At 65.7% G+C, this 14,787-nt stretch carries 12 protein-coding genes; 5 read left to right on the top strand and 7 right to left on the bottom strand.

Going from position 1 to position 14,787, the window contains the following annotated elements; genetic code table 11:
* Positions 1–48: 48 nt before the first annotated feature.
* Positions 49–1,524, top strand: a complete 1,476-nt coding sequence (locus tag JQ632_RS11140) for an amidase (protein WP_212402441.1) — start codon at positions 49–51, stop codon at positions 1,522–1,524.
* Between the two features lie 19 nt (positions 1,525–1,543).
* On the opposite strand, the gene JQ632_RS11135 is transcribed toward JQ632_RS11140, so the two are convergent.
* A complete protein-coding gene (locus tag JQ632_RS11135; RefSeq protein WP_212402352.1) occupies positions 1,544–1,858 on the bottom strand; it encodes a hypothetical protein in 315 nt (104 codons plus the stop codon).
* A 229-nt stretch (positions 1,859–2,087) separates the two neighbouring features.
* Here JQ632_RS11135 and JQ632_RS11130 point away from each other — a divergent pair, with 229 nt between their 5' ends.
* Complete coding sequence (locus JQ632_RS11130) at positions 2,088–2,999, top strand: PaaI family thioesterase (RefSeq protein WP_212402351.1); 912 nt, start codon at positions 2,088–2,090, stop codon at positions 2,997–2,999.
* A gap of 68 nt (positions 3,000–3,067) precedes the next feature.
* Positions 3,068–3,433: a hypothetical protein gene (locus JQ632_RS11125; RefSeq protein ID WP_212402350.1), complete on the top strand. Its 366-nt coding sequence runs from the start codon at positions 3,068–3,070 to the stop codon at positions 3,431–3,433.
* A gap of 5 nt (positions 3,434–3,438) precedes the next feature.
* Here JQ632_RS11125 and JQ632_RS11120 read toward each other — a convergent pair whose 3' ends face one another.
* Complete coding sequence (locus JQ632_RS11120) at positions 3,439–4,071, bottom strand: 2-dehydro-3-deoxy-6-phosphogalactonate aldolase (protein ID WP_212402349.1); 633 nt, start codon at positions 4,069–4,071, stop codon at positions 3,439–3,441.
* A 13-nt stretch (positions 4,072–4,084) separates the two neighbouring features.
* Positions 4,085–4,996, bottom strand: a complete 912-nt coding sequence (locus JQ632_RS11115; RefSeq protein WP_212402440.1) for a 2-dehydro-3-deoxygalactonokinase — start codon at positions 4,994–4,996, stop codon at positions 4,085–4,087.
* Positions 4,997–5,233: 237 nt separating this feature from the next.
* Between JQ632_RS11115 and JQ632_RS11110 the strand changes: the two genes are divergently transcribed.
* Together JQ632_RS11110 and JQ632_RS11105 are read left to right on the top strand one after the other, a co-directional pair.
* Positions 5,234–6,331, top strand: coding sequence for an LLM class flavin-dependent oxidoreductase (locus JQ632_RS11110; RefSeq protein WP_212402348.1), 1,098 nt, complete (start codon positions 5,234–5,236; stop codon positions 6,329–6,331).
* 122 nt (positions 6,332–6,453) lie between these two features.
* On the top strand, positions 6,454–7,008 hold the full coding sequence (locus JQ632_RS11105; protein ID WP_212402347.1) for a flavin reductase family protein: 555 nt from the start codon (positions 6,454–6,456) through the stop codon (positions 7,006–7,008).
* Positions 7,009–7,173: 165 nt separating this feature from the next.
* Here the strand turns inward: JQ632_RS11105 and JQ632_RS11100 are convergent, their stop codons facing one another.
* The 4 genes from JQ632_RS11100 to JQ632_RS11085 all read right to left on the bottom strand — a co-directional run bounded on the left by JQ632_RS11100 (position 7,174) and on the right by JQ632_RS11085 (position 14,763).
* On the bottom strand, positions 7,174–9,030 hold the full coding sequence (locus JQ632_RS11100; RefSeq protein ID WP_212402346.1) for a sigma-54-dependent Fis family transcriptional regulator: 1,857 nt from the start codon (positions 9,028–9,030) through the stop codon (positions 7,174–7,176).
* A gap of 97 nt (positions 9,031–9,127) precedes the next feature.
* Positions 9,128–12,433 (bottom strand): carboxyl transferase domain-containing protein, encoded by a 3,306-nt coding sequence (locus JQ632_RS11095; protein ID WP_212402345.1) that lies wholly within the window; start codon positions 12,431–12,433, stop codon positions 9,128–9,130.
* Positions 12,434–12,570: 137 nt separating this feature from the next.
* Entirely contained in the window at positions 12,571–12,975 is a 405-nt protein-coding gene (locus JQ632_RS11090; protein ID WP_212402344.1) for a YccF domain-containing protein, read from the bottom strand.
* A 105-nt stretch (positions 12,976–13,080) separates the two neighbouring features.
* Positions 13,081–14,763 carry a methyl-accepting chemotaxis protein gene (locus JQ632_RS11085; RefSeq protein ID WP_212402343.1) on the bottom strand — a complete coding sequence of 561 codons (1,683 nt, stop codon included), beginning with the start codon at positions 14,761–14,763 and terminating at the stop codon, positions 13,081–13,083.
* Between the last annotated feature and the right edge of the window lie 24 nt (positions 14,764–14,787).

Genomic DNA, 14,787 nt, shown 5'->3' with positions numbered 1-14,787 from the left:
CGTCCGATGGATGAGGAAGGGCGCTGTACGAAGAGGGATATGAGCAGCATGACTTTGCCGATGAGCTGGAGTGAATGGGCGCAGCATGACGGCGTCGGGCTCGCCACACGCGTCAGGAAGGGCGAGCTGAAGCCCGCTGAATTGGCCCGTCAGGCGGCCGCCGGCGTTGCCAAGGTCGATTCCGCACTGTCCGGCGTGGTGGAGCTGTTCGACGACGTCATTGCCGATCCGGCCAAGGACGGCGCCAATCTCTCCGGTCCCTTCGCCGGTCTCCCTTTCCTGATGAAGGACCTCGGCCCGACGATGAAGGGCCGGTTGCAGGAGATGGGCTCGCTCCTGATGCGCGGCAATCGCGCGGCGGCAGACACCTTCCTCACCATGAAATTCCGCCACGCCGGATTGAACCTGATCGGGCGCACAACCACGCCGGAATTCGGCGTGTGCAGCTCGGCCGACAATCCGGCGGTGTATGTCACGCGCAATCCCTGGAATACCGACTACACCACTTGCGGCTCGTCGGCGGGAAGTGCGGCGATGGTCGCGGCCGGCGTGGTGCCGATCGCACATGCGACCGACGGCGGCGGCTCGATCCGCATTCCCGCCGGCGTCAACGGCAATATCGGGCTGAAGGTCTCGCGCGGCGTGTTCTCGCTGGCACCGATGATGTCCGATCTCACCGGCCTCGTCTCGATCCAGGGCTGCCAGTCGCGCAGCGTGCGCGACACCGCTGCTTTCGTCGACCATGCGAGAGGGCCTGCGCCCGGCGAGTTCATGCCGTTCTGGACCACGGCGCAGCCCTACACCGAGATGATCAAGCGCGATCCCGGCAAGCTGAGGATCGCCCTTTCCACGCAATGGGGCGATTATCGCGCGACACCGCACATCGCGGCCGAGCTGGAGAAAACCGGCCGCTTCCTCGAAGGCCTCGGCCATCACGTCGATTTCGCGCTGCCCGAGCTCGACTTCCGCGCCGCATTCGCTGCGCAGACCACCTGCTACATCAGCAATTTTGCGGTCGTGATCTCCAACATGCTGGCGGCGCGCGGACTGGAGCGGCCGCCGGAAGATCTGATCGAGCCGATGAACATCCGGATCTGGGAAGCCGGGCGCCACACGAGCTTCGCCGACCGCGCTCGCATGCAGGCCGTGTTCAACACCACCTCGCGCGCCTTCGGCGCCTTCTTCGAGCAGTGGGACGTCATCCTGACGCCGGTCACCGCGCTGCCGACGCCGAAGGTCGGCGCCAAGGAATATCTGACCATCTCGGACAATCCCGACGTCTACGACTGGTTCGGCAATCTCTGGCGCAACTTTGCCTACACGCCGCTTGCAAACCTCTGCGGCATCCCCGCGATCTCGCTGCCAATGGCAACCCACGAGCACGGCCTGCCGCTCGGCATCCAGGCAATTGCGAAACAGGCCAATGACGGCCTGCTCCTGCAATTCGCCGCCCAGATCGAGCGCGCCATCGACGGCAAGTGGAACGCGGGCCAGAAGCCCAAGGTGCATGTGACGAACGGCTGACGCGCGCCTGCGAAGCGCGTCAGTTCTTGATCGCGGGAATGGGCTCCGCCTGGATCTGCCCCTGGCCCTGCTGAAACATGGTCAGCGCCTTGTCGAGCGCCTCGCGCAGCGCGGTCGCCGCCGCCGGGCTGCAGCGGATGTGGCCGGTCTGGATCACGTCGATCCGGACGCCCGCACCGACGGGCATCAAGAGGTTCGTCGCCAGCTCGATCTGGATCGTGCCGTTGTGATGGCCGAAGCAGGACACGCCATCGAAATAGATGAACGGCGCGCGCTCGGCACTCGCCGGAGAAATTGTCACGCCCACCTGGTTGGTCGTGTCGGAATCTGCCATGGGGGCTCCTTGCGGGGAATGAATCGAGGTGTTGTGCAAGCATCGTCGGTTCCCCCGCGCCTGTCGAGCCCTGCGCGCCGCCTGCGCGATCTTTTGCGCGCCTCGCGCCGCTGGTCTAGAGCGTTTTCGAGCGAAGTGGATACCGGTTCGCGTGAAGAAAACGCGTCAAAGCTGGAATCCAGAGCCCGTTCCGATTTCATCGGAACGGAAAAAGCTCTAGAACATCACCATGTCCAAATCGCAAAATTCGACGCTATCCTTCGACGAGCTGGCTGAGGCCATCAAGGGCCGCCGTTCAGTCTATGGCCAGATCAGCGGCTTGCGGCTCGATCGCGCGGCACCGGGCGAGGCCTGGTCGAGCCTGCCCTATCGCCCGGTGTTCGTCGGCGACACCGAGACCGGCGTCCTGCATGGCGGCGTCGTCACCGCGATGCTCGATGAGAGCTGTGGCTTGGCGGTGCAGCTCGCGCTCGACGGCACGCGCGCGATCGCAACGCTCGATCTGCGCATCGACTACCAGAAGCCCGCGACCCCCGGCCTCGACATCAAGGCGCATTCGATTTGCTACCGCACCACGCGCTCGATCGCTTTCGTGCGCTCCACCGCCTATCAGGACTCCGAGGACGATCCGGTCGCGACCGCGACCGCCTGCTTCATGATCGGCGCCAACCGCACCAACATGCTGATGGACCGCCCCGCCGGAGATCATGCCATCCCGACACTGGACGCGCCGGAGGATCCGACCGGTCCCTTCGCCAACAGCCCGTTCGCGCGCTGCCTCGGCATCCGCATCGTGGACAACGGCACGCTGATGATGCCGTTTGCGCCAAAGATCATCGGCAACCCGATCCTGCCGGCCATCCATGGCGGCATGACCGGCGCCTTCCTCGAGACCACGGCGATCGTCGGCCTGACGCGCGAGCTCGGGGTGTCGGCGCCACCGAAGCCGATCGGCCTCACCGTCAACTATCTGCGCTCCGGGCGCGCGCTCGACAGCTTTGCCAACGTCTCGATCGTCAAGCAGGGCCGCCGCATCGTCGCCTTCGAGGCGCGCGCCTGGCAGGACGATCCCGGCAAGCCGATCGCCTCCGCGTTCGGCCATTTCATGCTGCGGCCGACACCGGGCGTCGAAGAGGAATAGGCGGATTCGGGCTTGACGGCCGCGGTTCCGGCAACAACGATATCGCGTTTCCTGCGAAAGGTACCGCGGTGCGGCATCCCATCGACATCATTGCCATGTTCGCCGCCATCTGGCTGCTGGCGTCCATGGTGCTGGATGCAGTGACCCCGAAAGAGTTGACGGCGGTCATGATCGGGATTGCGATCGGGCCTGCCGTCGTCATCACCGCGGTGTTCTATTATCTGCGCTTTCCGCGGATGGATTTTGCGGTGCTGTTCGCCGCGCTCTGGCTGATCTCGGATATCGCCATCGCGTTCATCTCGCCAAAACCGTTGCCGGGCTTCCTCATCATTCTCGGCTTCGTCCCGGCGCTGCTGGTCGGCATGGTGCTGCACTGGCACCGCTTCGCGCGCCGGCACGAACGGCTGGTGTGGCCCTCCGCGCGACGAAGCTGACGGCTTTACTTACCTTGAAGAGCCTGATCGTAAGCGTCGATCGTCGCCTTGGCGCGCACCGCGATGTCGGCGGCCGTCATCCCGGGCTTGTAGAGGCTCGAGCCCATGCCGAAGGCGTGGACGCCGACCTTCATGTACTCCGCAAAGTTTTTCTCGGAGATGCCGCCCACGGCGGCAACGACCGTGTTGGGCGCAAGCACGGCGCGGATCGCCGAAATGCCGGATGCTCCAAGCACGCTCGCCGGGAAGAATTTCAGGCTTGAGGCGCCCGACTTTGCGGCGAGCAGAGCCTCCGTCGGCGTGAACACGCCGGGCATCGTCACCATCCCGTGCTTGCCGGCACGCGCGAGCACCTGCGGATCGACATTCGGCGCCACTAGCAGCTTGCCGCCGACATCGTTGAGACGATCGACATCGTCAGTGGTCAGCACGGTGCCCGCACCGACGAGCACACCGGCCGGCGCGCGCTTGACCGCCGACGCGATGGAGCGGAACGGATCGGGCGAGTTGAGCGGGATTTCGATCGCGGTCAGGCCGGCCGCGATCAGCACGTCGACGATGCCGTCGGCTTCGTCGGGCTTCACGCCGCGCAGGATCGCGACCAGCGGTCGCTTCATCGGCGGGAACGGAACGCTCATGCGAAAATTCCTCTCATCGTGTCCAGATGGCGCGCGCGGCCATGGAAAGCCCGCGGCGAACAGCTTCGTCGGCGTCGATGACGCGCACGGTCACCGACAGCGCCTCGATCGCCGCCCGATAGCGCGCTGCAAGCTGTCCTGACGCAATCAGTGTCACGGCGGCGCCGCGCGCGGCGGGAAGCTCCGCGGCCATCTCCAGCCCGATCAGGGTGCCGGAAATGCTCTCGCGCGCCGCAGCCGCGGTGCCGCCGAACAGGAGTTGCCGCGACCGCACCCGGAACAGAAGATTGGCGGCCTGCGCCGGCGCCTCGAAGGCCCCGACCAGCGCCGCCTTGAAGGCCTCGCGGTCCTCCGCTTCGCCGGCACCGTTGACGGCATGCGATAGAATCGTCTCGCGCGAGATGGCGCTGAACAGTTCGCCGGTCATGAAGGTGGCGAAGCGCGCCACCGTGCCGCCTGTCACCGTCACCCATTTCGAATGCGTGCCGGGCATGCAGACGAGCGCGTCATCAGCGGCGTCCAGCCCGAGCGCACCGAGCAACTGGGTTTCCTCACCGCGCATCACATCGGGCGCGCGCGCATCGCGCTGCGCGATACCGGGCAAGATGCGGATGTCGCGGGACTGGCCGGGAACGGAAACGGCGCCCTCCAGGATCGCGGCAAGACGCGCCGGCGTATCGATATAGCCGGCCTCGACCCAGCCCTGCCGCGCGCCGGCCATGCCGCAGATCAGCACGGGCAGGTCGGAGGGAGCACCGACGGCGTCGAGATGCGATTGCAGCACGTCGGCAAAGCCGGCCTTGGCTGCCGCCGTCATGCCCTCATCGCTTCGCCGTTCAGCGCGGATGTCGCCGCCGCGGTCGATCAGCCAGAGCCGAAAACTGCTGGTGCCCCAATCCACCGCGACATAGGCCGGCTCGCTCATCTCGATCGCTACCCTTGCATCTCTCATCACCCCAATCGTCTCATCCGCAAGACACGTCTTGCGACGCGTGAGACGATCCTGGACGTGCGCCTGTCGAGATACCGGCTATTGCCGGCGCAAACCAGTCCTTTCTCCACCCCTTGCCGCCTTTCAGGCACTGGCACACCGCTTGCTCCATGGCCGAAACCGCGCATCCAAGACGCGACCGCAAAGCAGCAACGAAAGAGAGGAAGCACCATGCAGATCGGCTACTTCACGATGCCTTCGCATCCGCCGGAGTGCGGCTTGAAGGAAGGGAACGACTGGGACCTGCAAACCATGCGCTGGCTCGACGAGCTCGGCTACCAGGAAGCCTGGATCGGCGAACATCACACCGCGCCCTGGGAGCCCAATCCCACGCCGGATCTTTTGATTGCGCAGGCGCTGCTGCAGACCAAGAACATCCGCATCGGACCCGGCGGCTTCCTGCTGCCCTATCACCATCCCGCCGAGCTCGCCAACCGCGTCGCGATGCTCGACCATCTCTCCGAAGGACGCCTGAATTTTGGTGTCGCGGCCTCGGGCCTTCCGAGCGACTGGGCGATGTTCAACGTCGATGGCATGAGCGGCCAGAACCGCGACATGACCCGCGAGGCGCTGGAGATCATTTTGAAGCTGTGGACCGAACCGGCGCCCTTCACCCACAAGGGCAAGTACTGGACGGTGACCAAGCCGGACACGATGTTCGATTTCCTGAAGCCCCACATCAAGCCGGTGCAGGCGCCGCATCCGCCGATCGGCGTCGCCGGGCTGTCGAAGAACTCGGACACGCTAAAACTTGCCGGCGAGCGCGGCTTCATCCCGATGAGCCTCAACCTCAACCCGGCCTATGTCGGCAGCCATTGGGACTCCGTGGAGATCGGCGCCGCCAAGACCGGACGCAAGCCGAACCGGCAGGATTGGCGGCTGGTGCGCGAGGTCTTCGTCGCCGACACCGACGAGGAAGCCTGGAAGCTGTCGACCGGCGACATGATGGGCCGGATGATGAGCGAATACTTTTTGCCGCTGCTCGGCCATTTCGGCTTCAAGGACTATCTGAAGCACGCGCCCGACGTGCCCGATAGCGACGTCACCGTCGAATATTGCGCACGGCGGAACTGGATCATCGGCTCGCCATCGACGGTCGCCGAGAAGATCGAAAAGATCTACGACGAGGTCGGCGGCTTCGGCGTGCTGCTGGTATTTGGCTTCGACTACAAGCACAAGCCGCAGGCCTGGCGGCATTCGCTCGATCTGCTCAAGAACGAGGTGATGCCGCGGCTTAAGCATCTCAACACCTCGCGCAAGGCAGCGTGATGTCATCGCTCCCATTCCAGGGGAGCGGTGCTCAAAGCGCGGGTGAGGGATTACGGTTTCAGGGAACCAATATCCCTCACCCGGATCGCCAGGCGGTCCCGGGTCTTGCAAGAGACCAGCGCATGAGCATCGACCCCACGAATTTCAAGCAGGCCATGCGGCAATGCGCAGGCGCTGTCGCGCTGGTGACCGTCGGCGCCGAGCACGGCAGGCGCACCGGCCTCACCGTGACGTCGGCCTGCTCGCTGTCGGATAGCCCGCCGTCACTGATCGTCTGCGTCAACCGCAACGCCAGCGCGCATGCGCGGATCCGCGAGGAAGGCGCCTTCGCCATCAACTTCCTCAGCGAGGACCACGCCATGCTGGCGCTGACCTTCAGCGGCCAGAAAGGTGTCAACGGCGACGACCGCTTTGGCTTCGGGCAATGGACCACGGCGGCGACCGGCGCGCCGGTGCTGCAGGATGCCGTCGCCACATTCGACTGCGTGCTGGCGCAGGAGTTCGAGACCAAGACGCATTCGATTTTTGTCGGCGAAGTGCGCGGCGTCTCGCATTCCGCCGAGGCAACCCCGCTCGTGTACCTGCGCAGCGGTTTTCACACCCCGCGTGAGACGCGCGACGCGGTCACGGTCGGCGACCTCGATTCGCGGCATCTGAGCTGGACGGATTTTTCGTAGACTCGGTCTTCTTCCCTTCTCCCCTTGTGGGAGAAGGTGGCGCGAAGCGCCGGATGAGGGGTTCTATCCAGGTACTGCCAAGCGAGTTCGCTGAGAGAGACCCCTCACCCGTCTCGCCGCTTTGCGAGACACCCTCTCCCACAAGGGGAGAGGGTAAGCGACACGCTACTGCCCCGGCTCGATCTTCAACAGCTTGATCTTGCGATAGAGCGTGGCGCGGCTGAGTTTCAGGGCGCTTGCGGCTTCCGTCACACGGCCGCCGTGTTTGCGTAAGGCCTCGACGATCGTCGCGCGTTCGGCCGAGACCAGATCCGGCTCCCCCGTGCGGCCGCCGAACGGCGGCAGGTCGAGATCGGCATCGGCGATCACGCCGTCCTCGGCCGTGCATCCCGCAAGCCGCAGCACATGACGAAGCTGCCGCATGTTGCCGGGGAACGGGTAGGCTGTAAGCAACGACCACGCTTCAGGCGAGAGCCGGCAGTCGGGCGCCTCTTCGCGCGCGATATCGCGGATCAATTCGGCCTTGTCGGCGCGCTCGCGCAGCGCCGGCAATTTTACCTCCATGCCGCGCAGACGGAAATAGAGATCGGCGCGGAAGGCACCCTCTTCCGCCATGCGACCGAGATCGCGATGGGTGGCGCTGATCAGGCGGATGTCGACGGGCACAGGCTTGAGCGCACCGAGCGGCCAGACCTCTCGGTTCTCCAGCACGCGCAACAGCCGCGTCTGCAGCGCGATCGGCATGTCGCCGATCTCGTCGAGGAACAGCGTGCCGCCATCGGCCTGCACGATCAGGCCCTTGGAGCCGTCGCGCCGCGCGCCGGTGAAGGCGCCGGCCTCATAGCCGAACAGCTCGGCATCGATCAGGCTTTCCGGCATCGCCGCGCAGTTCAGCGCGACATAGTGGTTGCGGGCACGGCTGCTCGCAGCGTGGATGGCGCGGGCGAACACATCCTTGCCGACGCCGGTCTCGCCACAGAGCAGGATCGGCAGATTGTGATCACCGATGCGAGCAAGCCGCTTCACGCTTTTGATCAGGCCGGGGTCTGCACCCGCGAGCCGATGCAGGCCATCAAACCGGCTGACCGGGACGTCACGGCGGGCGGCCGGCGGACGACGTACAGGTCTTGCGTGCAGCGGAGGCGCGATATGGCCCTGCCCCAGCGGGTTGCCATCGGCGCGTTGCAGCTCGATCATATCGTCTGCGCCGCTGCCGGCCTGCACGTAGCGCGCCAGATCAATGCCCGACGCGATCATGCCGTCGGTCAGGCCCAGCATCATGCGCGCGGCACGGCAGGCGCCGACCACGCGGCGGTCGTCGTCATAGGCGATCAACCCGCTGCCGCCGTCGCCCGGCACGGTCGCGATCCAGGCGTTGCGGAAATGATTGCGGAAGATCGTGCCTTCGATACGGCGCGTCGCCTCCATCGTCACGGCAAGTGCGAGCTGGTGCGCGGCGCGGCTGAGATCCTCGCGGCAGGAGGTGATGTTGACAGCGCCCGCAAGCCGCCCGGCCTCGTCGAACAATGGCGTCACCGCGCAGGAGAAGATGCCCCATTGCTCGCGAAAATGTTCGTCGCGATGCACCAGGATCGGCTTCTGTTCGGCGAGCGCCGTGCCGAGCCCGTTGGTGCCCTCGAAGGCTTCCGAGAAATTGGAACCGGTGTAGACCTTCCAGCGCAGGAAGATGTCGGCGTCGGCCGCGCCGGGCAAGCGGCTGAGCAACATGGTCGCGTTGGGATCGGCGAGATTGACGCAATAGCCGGCCTCGCGCAGCACCCGCGCCAGGTTGTCGAGCTCGGGCGTTGCGAGGCGGATCAGCTCTTCCATCGGCTCGGCGACATGCCGCACCTCGGCCTCGGTGAGCGTTTGCGGCGGGCCCTGACGGGCGGGATCGAGCTTGTGGCTGATCAGGCAGCGCCGCCAGGACGTCGCGATCCGCGAGCCGGCATCGACGTCGGCCACCTCCTTGGCGACCGACAACACACGGGCGACATGGTTCGAGGCCGCGAGGCTGGCCATCCCGTACGTCTCCACCCTGAATTATTGTGCAAAGTCTGGCAGCCCAGGCGGGGATGTCAATCGGGAACCGGGAGGAGGCAGCGTCGCTGTGCTGCCCTCACCAGGTGTCGACGCAGGGGCGCTTCTTCTCGGTCCGCGCCGGTGGTTTCGGCACCGAGCGCAGGCCGGCCATGATCCAGCGGCGAGTCTCGGAGGGATCGATGACGTTGTCGATCTCGAACACCGAGGCGATCGAGACGGCCTTGCCGTTGGCGTAGAGCTCGGCGACCTTGTTGCGATAGTAAGTCTCGCGCTCGACGGGGTCGGCGATCGCCTCCATTTCCTTGCGGAAGCCGAGGCGCACATAGCCCTCCAGGCCCATACCGCCGAACTCGCCGGTCGGCCAGGCCGCCGTAAAGAAGGAGGCGTGGAAGCCGCCGCCGATCATCGATTGCGCCCCCAGCCCATAGCCCTTGCGCAGGACGATGCCGAACAGCGGCACGGTGAGGCTCGCGCCTGTCACGAACATGCGCGCGACGTGGCGCACGATCGCGGTCTTTTCGGCCTCGGGGCCGACCATGAAGCCGGGCGTGTCGCAAAGCGAGACGATCGGGATGTCGAAGGCGTCGCAAAGCTGGAGGAAGCGCGCCGCCTTGTCGCCGGCATCGGCATCGATCGCGCCGCCGAGATGGCGCGGATTGTTGGCGATCAGGCCAAAGGGCTTGCCCTCGATGCGGATGAAGGCGGTGATCATGCCGACGCCGTAGTCGCGGCGGATCTCGAGCACGGAGTCGGTGTCCGCGAGCAGATCGATCACGGTGCGGATGTCATAGACGCGCAGCCGGTTCTCGGGAATCGCGCGGCGCAGCAGGCGCTGGTCGGGGGCCTTCCACTCGGTCAGCGCTCCTTGAAAGTAGGACAGGTATTTTTGAGCGACGCGCGTCGCCTCTTCCTCGTCCTCGACGAGGATATCGACGACGCCGTTCGGCGATTGGAAGGAGACCGGGCCGACCTCGGCCGGGTGATAGACGCCGAGCCCGCCGCCCTCGATCATGGCGGGGCCGCCCATGCCGATCGAGGCGTTCCTGGTGGCGATGATGACGTCGCAGCAGCCGAGCATCGCCGCGTTGCCGGCGAAGCAATAGCCGGAGACGATGCCGACCACGGGCACGAGGCCGGAGAGTTTTGCGAATTGCACGAAGGACGGGCCGTCGAGGCCGGTCATGCCGAGACGGTCGGTATCACCCGGACGGCCGCCGCCGCCTTCGGCATAGAACACCAGCGGAATGCGCCACTGCTCCGCCAGCGTGAGCATGCGGTCGATCTTCTTGTGGTTCATGTGACCTTGCGTGCCCGCGAGCACGGTGTAGTCATAGGCGACCACCATGCAGCGCGCGCCTTCCGGGCCGAACGCCTCGGCATTGACGGTGGCGACCCCCATGATGAGCCCGTCGGCCGGCGTGTTCTTGATGAGGTCGTCCAGCTTGCGGCGGCGGCGCTGAGCGGCAATGGCGAGGCTGCCATATTCCATGAACGAGCCGTCGTCGACGAGCTGCGCGACGTTTTCGCGCGCGGTGCGCTGATTGGTGTTGCGGCGGCGCTCGACGGACGAGGGGCGATTTTCGTCCAGCGTATTGGCCTGGCGCGCGATCAGCTCGGCAAGGTCGGGGCGGATGTGGTCGAGGTCGATATCGGTTTCCTGGGAGGTGGTATCGGCGGCGACATCGAGTGGTTCGAGATAGAGGATCGGCTCGCCATGCATCAGGGTGACGCCGTCGCCCGCGACCAGCTTCATCACGCGGCCGCCCTGCTCCGCCATGACGAGATGCTCCATCTTCATGGATTCGATCACCGCGAGCTGCTGGCCGGGCCGCACGATTTCGCCCTCGGCGACCTGGATCGTGACCACCGTGCCCTGCAAGGGGGTTGCTACCATCACCGCGCCTTCCGGCACGGCTAGCGCAACAGGCGTTGGCGCTCCGTGTTCGCCAGCGTGGTCGGTGGTGGCGAAGAACAGCGGCCGCGCGGCGCCATCGGCGGCTTCCACCAGCTTTGCGATGTTGCGATCGATGAAATCGGTCGCGATGCGATTGGTCTTGAAGTCGGGATGGGCCAGGACCGCCTGGAGAAAGGCGATGTTGGTGACGACGCCGTCGATGCGGAACTCGCGCAAGCCGCGCGACGCCTTTGCGACGACGTCGTGCCAGGCCTCGCTCGGCGTATGCACGATGACTTTTGCGAGCAGGGAGTCGAAGGCGGCGCTGGTCTTGTAGCCGGCATAGCCAAAGCTGTCGACGCGCACGCCGGGCCCCGACGGCGGCTCGAACACCGCAAGAGTACCGCCGGTCGGATGCGTCGCGCCCGTCTCGTCCAGCGTCTCCATGTTGACGCGGAGCTGCATGGCGTAACCACGCGGCTTTTGAACGGACTCTTGCGCAAGACCAAGCGACGCCAGCGTCGCGCCCGACGCGACCGCGAGTTGGGCGCGGACGAGATCGACACCGAGCACAGCTTCAGTGACGGTGTGCTCGACCTGGAGTCGCGGATTGGCCTCGATGAAGGCAAAGCTCTCCTCGGCGGTGCCGTCGACCAGGAATTCGAAGGTGCCGAGATTGTCGTAGGCCGCGGCCGTCGCGAGCTGCTTCGCCGCCTCGATGATGCGGCCGCGCAAGGTATCGCTGAGCGAGGGGCTCGGCGCCACCTCGACCAGCTTCTGGTGGCGGCGCTGAATGGTGCATTCGCGCTCCCAGAGATGGCTGATCGCGCCATGATGGTCGCCGATGATCTGCACCTCGATGTGACGCGCTTTCCGGATCAGGCGCTCGGCATAAACGCCGTCATAGCCGAACGCGGCCTTGGCTTCGGACTGGCAGCGCGCATAGGCCTCTGCGAGATCGCCAGCCTTCTCCACGACGCGCATGCCGCGACCGCCGCCGCCGGCCATCGCCTTGATGACGATGGCGGCGCTCTTGCCGAGCGACTCGAAGAACGCCTTGATCTCCTCGAGCGAGGACGGGCCGGAGGTGCCGGCGATGATCGGCACGCCGCAGCGCTTTGCGAGCTGCCGTGCCGCGACCTTGTCGCCGAACAGCTCGAGTGCGGCGGCCTTCGGCCCGACGAACGTGATGCCCTGTGCCGCGCAAGCCTTGGCGAAGTCGGCGTTCTCGCTCAGGAAGCCATAGCCGGGGTGCACAGCGTCGCAGCCGGCGGCTTTGGCGGTCTTTACCACGCTCTCAATATCGAGATAGGCCCGCGCACCGCGGCCCGGAATTTCGACCGCCTCATCGGCAACGCGGACATGCAGCGACAGCTCGTCATCAGCAGGATGGATCGCGACCGTGGCAATGCCGCTATCTGCCGCGGCACGCGCGATGCGGATGGCGATCTCGCCGCGATTGGCAATCAGAAGTTTTCGGAACGACATTGAGCGGTCTCCATTCGCCACAGGTTTTGCGGCGGATGCACGGAGACGTCAACTTCTGTCGGGCGCGGAGTCAAGCGAAACGGCGATCGCGGCGCGTGCCGATGCCGCGAGCCGGAATATCAGCCCAGGCGACGGCGTCACGCCGGCACGATCACCTTGCCGATCGGCCACAGCGCGATGCCGGCAAGCTTCAGATGCGCCCAGGCGAAGGGAATGCCGATGATGGTGACGGCCAGCACGATCGCGGTGAGCACGTGCCCGATCGCGAGCCACCAGCCGGCGAGCACGAACCAGATCAGATTGCCGATCACGCCAAGCGGCCCGGTGCCGATATCGCTTTGACCAGTCAGCTCGTCACGGCGCACGGCCCTGGAGCCAAAGGGCAGCAGCGTGTAGACCGCGATATTGAAGGCGGCGCGCGCCCAGGGCAGGCCGATGATGGTGATGGCCATGATGACGGCGGCAACCAGCCAGCCGAACGCCATCCATGCGCCACCGATCAGAATCCAGAGGATGTTGAGGAGGATGGAAACAGGCTGCATGGCAGGACACCTTTCGCGCCGTGGGACGACCTGCTCTATGTAGGTCTCGGGCGTGAGATGCGGTAGGCCCCGCCTACCGCATCGATCGTGTCGCGCGTTATTTCGCTACGCCGCTCGCACACCCGCCACGAAGGCGGTGACTTCATCCTGCAGCGATTGCAGCTTGTGGGTCAGGCGGCCGCTCGATTGCAGCACCTTGCCTGCGGCCTGGCCGGTCTCCGAGGTCGCGTCGGTGACGCCGGCGATGTTCTGCGAGACCTGGTTGGTGCCGGAGGCGGCATCCTGCACGCTGCGGGCGATCGCCTGCGTGGCGGCGCCCTGCTCCTCGACCGCGGCGGCGATCGAGGAGGAGATCTCGTTGACCTCCATGATGGTGTTGCGGATGTTCTGGATGTTGCCCACGACCTGCTGCGTCTCGGCCTGGATCGCGGTGATCTGCGCGCTGATCTCGTCGGTCGCCTTCGCGGTCTGGCTCGCCAGCGACTTCACTTCGCTTGCGACCACCGCAAAGCCCTTGCCGGCCTCGCCCGCGCGCGCCGCCTCGATGGTGGCGTTGAGCGCGAGCAGATTGGTCTGCGAGGCGATCTGGTTGATGAGGTCGATGACCTCGCCGATCTTGTGCGCGGCGTGCGCAAGGCCTTCGACGGTCTCGTTGGTGCGCTGGCCGTCGGCGGCCGCCTTGTCGGCCACCTGGGCGGCCCGCGCCACGCGCTGGCTGATCTCCGTGATCGACGTGGACAATTGTCCGGCTGCGGACGCGACCGTCTGCACGTCACCGGAGGCCTGCTGACATGCGGTGGCGACGAAGCTCGCACGCTCGGTCGCCTTGTTCGCGGTCTCCGACATGCCCTGCGCGGCCTGCTGCATCTCGCGCGCCTCGACGAAGACGTCGCGCACCACGGCCTGCACGCTAGCCTCGAACTTGCCGGCGAGATCGACCATCACGCGCCGCTTCTCGGCGTCGGCCTGCCGCTTCATCTCTTCCTGCTCGGCGTGCATCTGGCGCACGGCAGACGCATTGTCCTTGAACACGGCGAGCGCCTTGGCGAGGCCGCCGACCTCGTCGCGACGATTGGTGTAGGGCACGTCGAACGCACTGTCGCCCGAGGCAAGACGCTCGGTGAGATCGGTGATCCTGGCAAGCGGACGGGTGACGCCACGGCCGATCAGGAACGAGGAGATCAGCACGAGCACGAGCACGCCGAGGCACAGCCAGGCGAAGGTCATCGCGGTCTGGCGGAACACGGCGTCGACGTCGTCGAGGTAGATGCCGGTGCCGATGATCCAACCCCAGGGCTCGAAGCCCTTCACGAAGGAGATTTTTGCCACCGGCTGCTCAAAACCGGGTTTTGGCCAGAGATAGCTGTAGAAGCCGGCGCTCTGCTTCTTCACGACGTCGACGAAGCCGAGGAACAGCGCGTTGCCTGCCGGATCCTTCATGCCGGACAGATCCTTGCCGTCGAGCTCGGGCTTGATCGGATGCATGACCATCTTCGGGGCCATGTCGTTGATCCAGAAATACTCGACCTTGTCGTAGCGAAGCCCCTTGATCTCGGCCATCGCTGCGGCCTGCGCCTGCTCGCGCGTCAGTTTCCCGCCGGCCTCGAGCTTCTGATAATGCGCGAGGATGCCATAGCCGATGTCGACCATCTGCTGCGTCTTGGCCTGACGGTCGGCGACCATCTGGCCGCGCATCGTATAGAGCGCAATCGGCGCCAGCGCGACCATGCCGACAAGGCCGATAGCGACAATCAGGACTAGCTTGAAACTGACACGGGAGAAAATCATCGTGGCTCGCATGAATTGGCAATA

It is taken from the genome of Bradyrhizobium liaoningense (assembly GCF_018130955.1).
Classification (GTDB): Bacteria; Pseudomonadota; Alphaproteobacteria; order Rhizobiales; family Xanthobacteraceae; genus Bradyrhizobium; species Bradyrhizobium liaoningense_C.
The sequence above is the reverse complement of the archived record's forward strand: the minus strand, read 5'-3'. Positions and strand labels throughout refer to the sequence as shown.